We start from the raw sequence: 5,000 nt of genomic DNA, 5'->3' as shown, positions 1-5,000 counted from the left end.
AACCCATAGACTTATGTACGCTTCCCGCCGAAAGGCGGGAGCACAGACTCTTTATTTATTAGACGATTTAGATATTATTTTACCATATGTTAACTTATAAGCAAGCGATGCTTGCGGTTTTTAGTTGATCGTTATTAGTTGATGGGGCTGTATTGTATACAGTTTTACCAAAAACTATAAACCAACAACAATTAATAACCAAAATCTTAGGGTGGTTATAGCATTGGGGCTCACCTCTTCCCATCTCGAACAGAGAAGTTAAGCCCAATCGCGCCGATGGTACTGCATTTATGTGGGAGAGTAGGTCGCCGCCTTTCTTTAATACGGACTAATATCCGTATCTGTAAACCTCAATTCTTAACGAATTGAGGTTTTTTTATATTACCATTTTATGGTTTATATATACTAGAAACTAGATAATTATGGATCAAGTCAAAAAGTTGTGGGATTTAAGAATTACGCAAAAATAGTAGTAAGTCTATATAAGAAAAAATCCACATTTCTGACGCCTCTAAACTGTGCTCTAAAGGCTTTAATTTTAGCATTGAATGATTCTGCTGATGCATTCGTACTTCGATTATCAAAATAGTTTAAGATGTTTTTATAATGTATCGACATCGTTCGGATCAAGTCAAAAAGTTGTGGGATTTAAGAATTACGCAAAAATAGTAGTAAGTCTATATAAGAAAAAATCCACATTTCTGACGCCTCTAAACTGTGCTCTAAAGGCTTTAATTTTAGCATTGAATGATTCTGCTGATGCATTCGTACTTCGATTATCAAAATAGTTTAAGATGTTTTTATAATGTATCGACATCGTTCTAGCTATAGTGTTGAAGCTTTTAAAGTGTGCCTGTCTTACTTTTTCATCCCATTTAGCAAGTCTTATAAGTGCTGATGTTTTGTCTGTAGTGTTATTGAATATCCAAGATAGATTTTGACATAACTTGTATGCTTTCTCTATATCAGGATATTTTTCAAACAGTATTTCTGCTCTTATGGATTGATTTTTAGTCCATTTACTACTTGATTTATATAATAGATATCTGCTTCTAGCTAATAGTTGTTTGAGTGTATCTCCATTTGGTAATAGTTTTTGGGTGTATTTTAAAGATTTACTTCTGGCGTTTTCAATGGCATCATTCTCAACATCAATCGCTTCCCATCTATGTTTAATTCTTATTTCTTGCAGTGCATCTAATGCTAATTTTTGCACATGAAAACGGTCTATTACTAAGGCAGTATTTGGAAAGGATTTCTTGACTATAAGCCCCATATTTCCTGCCATATCCAAGGTTACTTCCATGACTTTCTTCCTATGTTTTAAAGGAATTTTATGAAGTATTTTTATGACAACTTCAGCTTTAGTTCCTTTGATCATGGCTACTATTGCGCCTTTCTTTCCTTTAGCTAATTTATTTGTTATTATGGTATATAAATCACCGTTAGAAAAGGCAGTATCATCAAGTGATAAGTGAGTACCTAAATTCTTTGTGAACAATAACCAGTCTGTTGCGTGCTTCTGTTGATCCCAAGCTTTAAAATCACTTAAATAATCCTTATACTGTCTTTGTAAACTTCTGGGATTTACTCCGTAGAAATTAGCTACAGTACTAGTGCTAGTGGCGTTATTACTTACTGATATCTTTTAAAAAAGCAGCAAATTCACTAGTTATTCTAGTGCCTTTTGCTACTAATTGCCAATCTCTAGTAACCACTTTTTTAGAATTTTCCTCAACCCAACGTCGTCTAATAACGTGTAGAAAAACGTTTTTACCTCGAATTGGGAAATCTTGAACAGTAGCTTCAGGAAAGAAACCTTTAGAATTTAATTTAAGTGCTTTGAATTCTTCAGGAATCGTATTTAATTCTGTGAAATGAAAATGAAGTTCTCCATTTTTAACTTCGTGTTTCGTTAGTTTAAAGTAGTCAACAAGAATTTCTGGTAATAATAGTTTTGTTAATTCAATTGAAGTGTCCAAAATAGAGATTTATTAGACTGTAAAGTTCATGCTTTTTAATTTACTCCACAACTTTTTGTGTTGATCCCATCGTTCTAGCTATAGTGTTGAAGCTTTTAAAGTGTGCCTGTCTTACTTTTTCATCCCATTTAGCAAGTCTTATAAGTGCTGATGTTTTATCTGTAGTGTTATTGAATATCCAAGATAGATTTTGACATAACTTGTATGCTTTCTCTATATCAGGATATTTTTCAAACAGTATTTCTGCTCTTATGGCTTGATTTTTAGTCCATTTATTACTTGATTTATATAATAGATATCTGCTTCTAGCTAATAGTTGTTTGAGTGTATCTCCATTTGGTAATAGTTTTGGGGTGTATTCTAAAGATTTACTTCTGGTTTTTTCAATGGCATCATTCTCAGCATCAATCGCTTCCCATCTATGTTTAATTCTTATTTCTTGCAGTGCATCTAATGCTAATTTTTGCACATGAAAACGGTCTATTACTAAGGCAGCGTTTGGAAAGGATTTCTTGACTATAAGCCCCATATTTCCTGCCATATCTAAGGTTACTTCCATGACTTTCTTCCTATGTTTTAAAGGAATTTTATGAAGTATTTTTATAACAACTTCAGCTTTAGTTCCTTTGATCATGGCTACTATTGCTCCTTTCTTTCCTTTAGCTAATTTATTTGTTATTATGGTATATAAATCACCGTTAGAAAAGGCAGTTTCATCAAGTGATAAGTGAGTCCCTAAATTCTTTGCAAACAATAACCAGTCTGTTGCGTGCTTCTGTTGATCCCATGCTTTAAAATCACTTAAATAATCCTTATACTGTCTTTGTAAACTTCTAGGGTTTACGCCGTAGAAATTAGCTACAGTACTAGTGCTAGTGGCGTTATTACTGACTGATATCTTTTAAAAAAGCAGCAAATTCACTAGTTATTCTAGTGCCTTTTGCTACTAATCGCCAATCTCTTGTAACTACTTTTTTAGAATTTTCCTCAACCCAACGTCGTCTAATAACATGTAGAAAAACGTTTTTACCTCGAATTGGAAAATCTTGAATAGTAGCTTCAGGAAAAAAGCCTTTAGAACTTAATTTAAGTGCTTTAAATTCTTCTGGAATCGTATTTAATTCTGTGAAATGGAAATGAAGTTCTCCGTTTTTAACTTCGTGTTTCGTTAGTTTAAAATAGTCAACAAGAATTTCTGGTAATAATAGTTTTGTTAGTTCAATTGAAGTATCCAAAATAGTAAGGATTTAAAAAACATAGTTCTTGTTTTTATACTACTCCACTATTTTTTGTGTTGATCCGTCATTTCTAAAAAAGTTAAGGTCATATATCAAATACACATCTTTAATTTCAATCAATTTTCAGGTAAAAAAGGTCGGGCTATCCACTATATCTTTTGTTTCATACTTCACAAAAGGATGTCGTTTCTATCCCTAACACGCATCCTTAGCCAAAGAAAGTTTCAGCTAAAGCAATTTACACACAATAGATAAAGACCAATTTATCAATTTCAAAGAAAAAAACAAGCATCATTTCCCAGTACATTCCCCACTTTTCCCAACAAAAACCAAGTGAATCCCTCAAACAAGCAACAAAACTTACAAACTGAGAAAAAACATTCAAAAAAAATAGGGTTATAAACCACTCAAAACAATGCACTTACCACGTATATGTAAAATAAACATAAAAAAAGGGTTAAAAAATAGTTGTTAGATTAAAAATGAGTTGTAAGTTTGCACCCGCTAACAGCAATATTGCTTAGTTAGTATGGTTCATTGAGAGTTTGTAAATCGATTAAAAACTAAGGAGTTAAACAGGTAAAGTTGTAAAATTTTATCAAAAAAAACTTTAATTTTTATTAGGTTGGTTTGTAAAAAACATTGTATGTTTGCAGTCCGAAATTTTCGGCAAAACGTTCAGGTTTTTTTAGGGATAAAAACAAATAAAAAAAAGTTTATTTTTTTATTGTCAGATTTGAAATAGTTTGTATGTTTGCAGCCGCTAAGAAATACAGCAAAAAAGATCAAAGAAAATTTGGAATGACTATTAAAAAAGTCAGTTAGTTCGAGTCTAACGTTTCTACAAAGTTGAGTTAAAGGTAAAGATTGAGTTTTATGACTTGTCGGTGCCGACTCGGCACAGTTCATTGAAAATATTGAAATTGACAGCGTAATTAAAGAGTAGAATAACCACATTATTAGTTTAATGTAAATTCTTTTGAAACTTATTCATTAAAATATTTAAAATATACAATGAAGAGTTTGATCCTGGCTCAGGATGAACGCTAGCGGCAGGCTTAACACATGCAAGTCGAGGGGTAACATTGTGCTTGCACAGATGACGACCGGCGCACGGGTGCGTAACGCGTATAGAACCTACCTTTTACTGGAGAATAGCCTTTAGAAATGAAGATTAATGCTCCATAGTATTGCGACTCGGCATCGAGATGTAATTAAAGATTTATTGGTAAAAGATGGCTATGCGTCCTATTAGTTAGATGGTAAGGTAACGGCTTACCATGACATCGATAGGTAGGGGTCCTGAGAGGGAGATCCCCCACACTGGTACTGAGACACGGACCAGACTCCTACGGGAGGCAGCAGTGAGGAATATTGGGCAATGGAGGCAACTCTGACCCAGCCATGCCGCGTGCAGGAAGACTGCCCTATGGGTTGTAAACTGCTTTTATACAGGAAGAAACACTGGTATGTATACCAGCTTGACGGTACTGTAAGAATAAGGACCGGCTAACTCCGTGCCAGCAGCCGCGGTAATACGGAGGGTCCGAGCGTTATCCGGAATCATTGGGTTTAAAGGGTCCGCAGGCGGTCGATTAAGTCAGAGGTGAAATCCCATAGCTCAACTATGGAACTGCCTTTGATACTGGTTGACTTGAGTCATATGGAAGTAGATAGAATGTGTAGTGTAGCGGTGAAATGCATAGATATTACACAGAATACCGATTGCGAAGGCAGTCTACTACGTATGTACTGACGCTGAGGGACGAAAGCGTGGGGA

The 5,000-nt window shown here is 34.4% G+C and carries 5 protein-coding genes and 3 rRNA genes (2 of these 8 running past the window's edge); 3 read left to right on the top strand and 5 right to left on the bottom strand.

The genetic code is table 11. From position 1 onward, the window contains the following. Both GQR92_RS09990 and rrf read left to right on the top strand, forming a co-directional pair. Positions 1-19, top strand: a 23S ribosomal RNA gene (locus tag GQR92_RS09990); it begins 2,867 nt to the left of the window's first position. A 188-nt stretch (positions 20-207) separates the two neighbouring features. Beyond that, a 5S ribosomal RNA gene (rrf, locus tag GQR92_RS09985) occupies positions 208-317 on the top strand. A gap of 139 nt (positions 318-456) precedes the next feature. Here the strand turns inward: rrf and GQR92_RS09980 are convergent. Genes GQR92_RS09980 through GQR92_RS09960 form a run of 5 tightly spaced genes read right to left on the bottom strand, consistent with a single transcriptional unit; the run spans position 457 to position 3,217 of the window. Continuing rightward, positions 457-648, bottom strand: a complete 192-nt coding sequence (locus GQR92_RS09980) for a transposase (protein ID WP_199269213.1) — start codon at positions 646-648, stop codon at positions 457-459. A 7-nt stretch (positions 649-655) separates the two neighbouring features. Further along, positions 656-1,645, bottom strand: coding sequence for an ISAon1 family transposase (locus tag GQR92_RS09975; RefSeq protein WP_199269212.1), 990 nt, complete (start codon positions 1,643-1,645; stop codon positions 656-658). Next, entirely contained in the window at positions 1,632-1,982 is a 351-nt protein-coding gene (locus GQR92_RS09970; protein ID WP_158838035.1) for an ISAon1 family transposase N-terminal region protein, read from the bottom strand. The genes GQR92_RS09975 and GQR92_RS09970 overlap by 14 nt, the downstream gene beginning before the upstream one ends. Positions 1,983-2,022: 40 nt before the next feature. Next, positions 2,023-2,880 carry an ISAon1 family transposase gene (locus tag GQR92_RS09965; RefSeq protein WP_441339145.1) on the bottom strand — a complete coding sequence of 286 codons (858 nt, stop codon included), beginning with the start codon at positions 2,878-2,880 and terminating at the stop codon, positions 2,023-2,025. After that, complete coding sequence (locus tag GQR92_RS09960; RefSeq protein WP_158839201.1) at positions 2,867-3,217, bottom strand: ISAon1 family transposase N-terminal region protein; 351 nt, start codon at positions 3,215-3,217, stop codon at positions 2,867-2,869. The genes GQR92_RS09965 and GQR92_RS09960 overlap by 14 nt, the downstream gene beginning before the upstream one ends. A gap of 1,014 nt (positions 3,218-4,231) precedes the next feature. On the opposite strand from GQR92_RS09960, the gene GQR92_RS09955 reads away from it, so the two are divergent. After that, a 16S ribosomal RNA gene (locus GQR92_RS09955) occupies positions 4,232-5,000 on the top strand; it runs 748 nt beyond the window's last position.

The organism is Polaribacter sp. L3A8, from assembly GCF_009796785.1.
Lineage (GTDB): Bacteria > Bacteroidota > Bacteroidia > Flavobacteriales > Flavobacteriaceae > Polaribacter.
The sequence above is the reverse complement of the archived record's forward strand: the minus strand, read 5'-3'. Positions and strand labels throughout refer to the sequence as shown.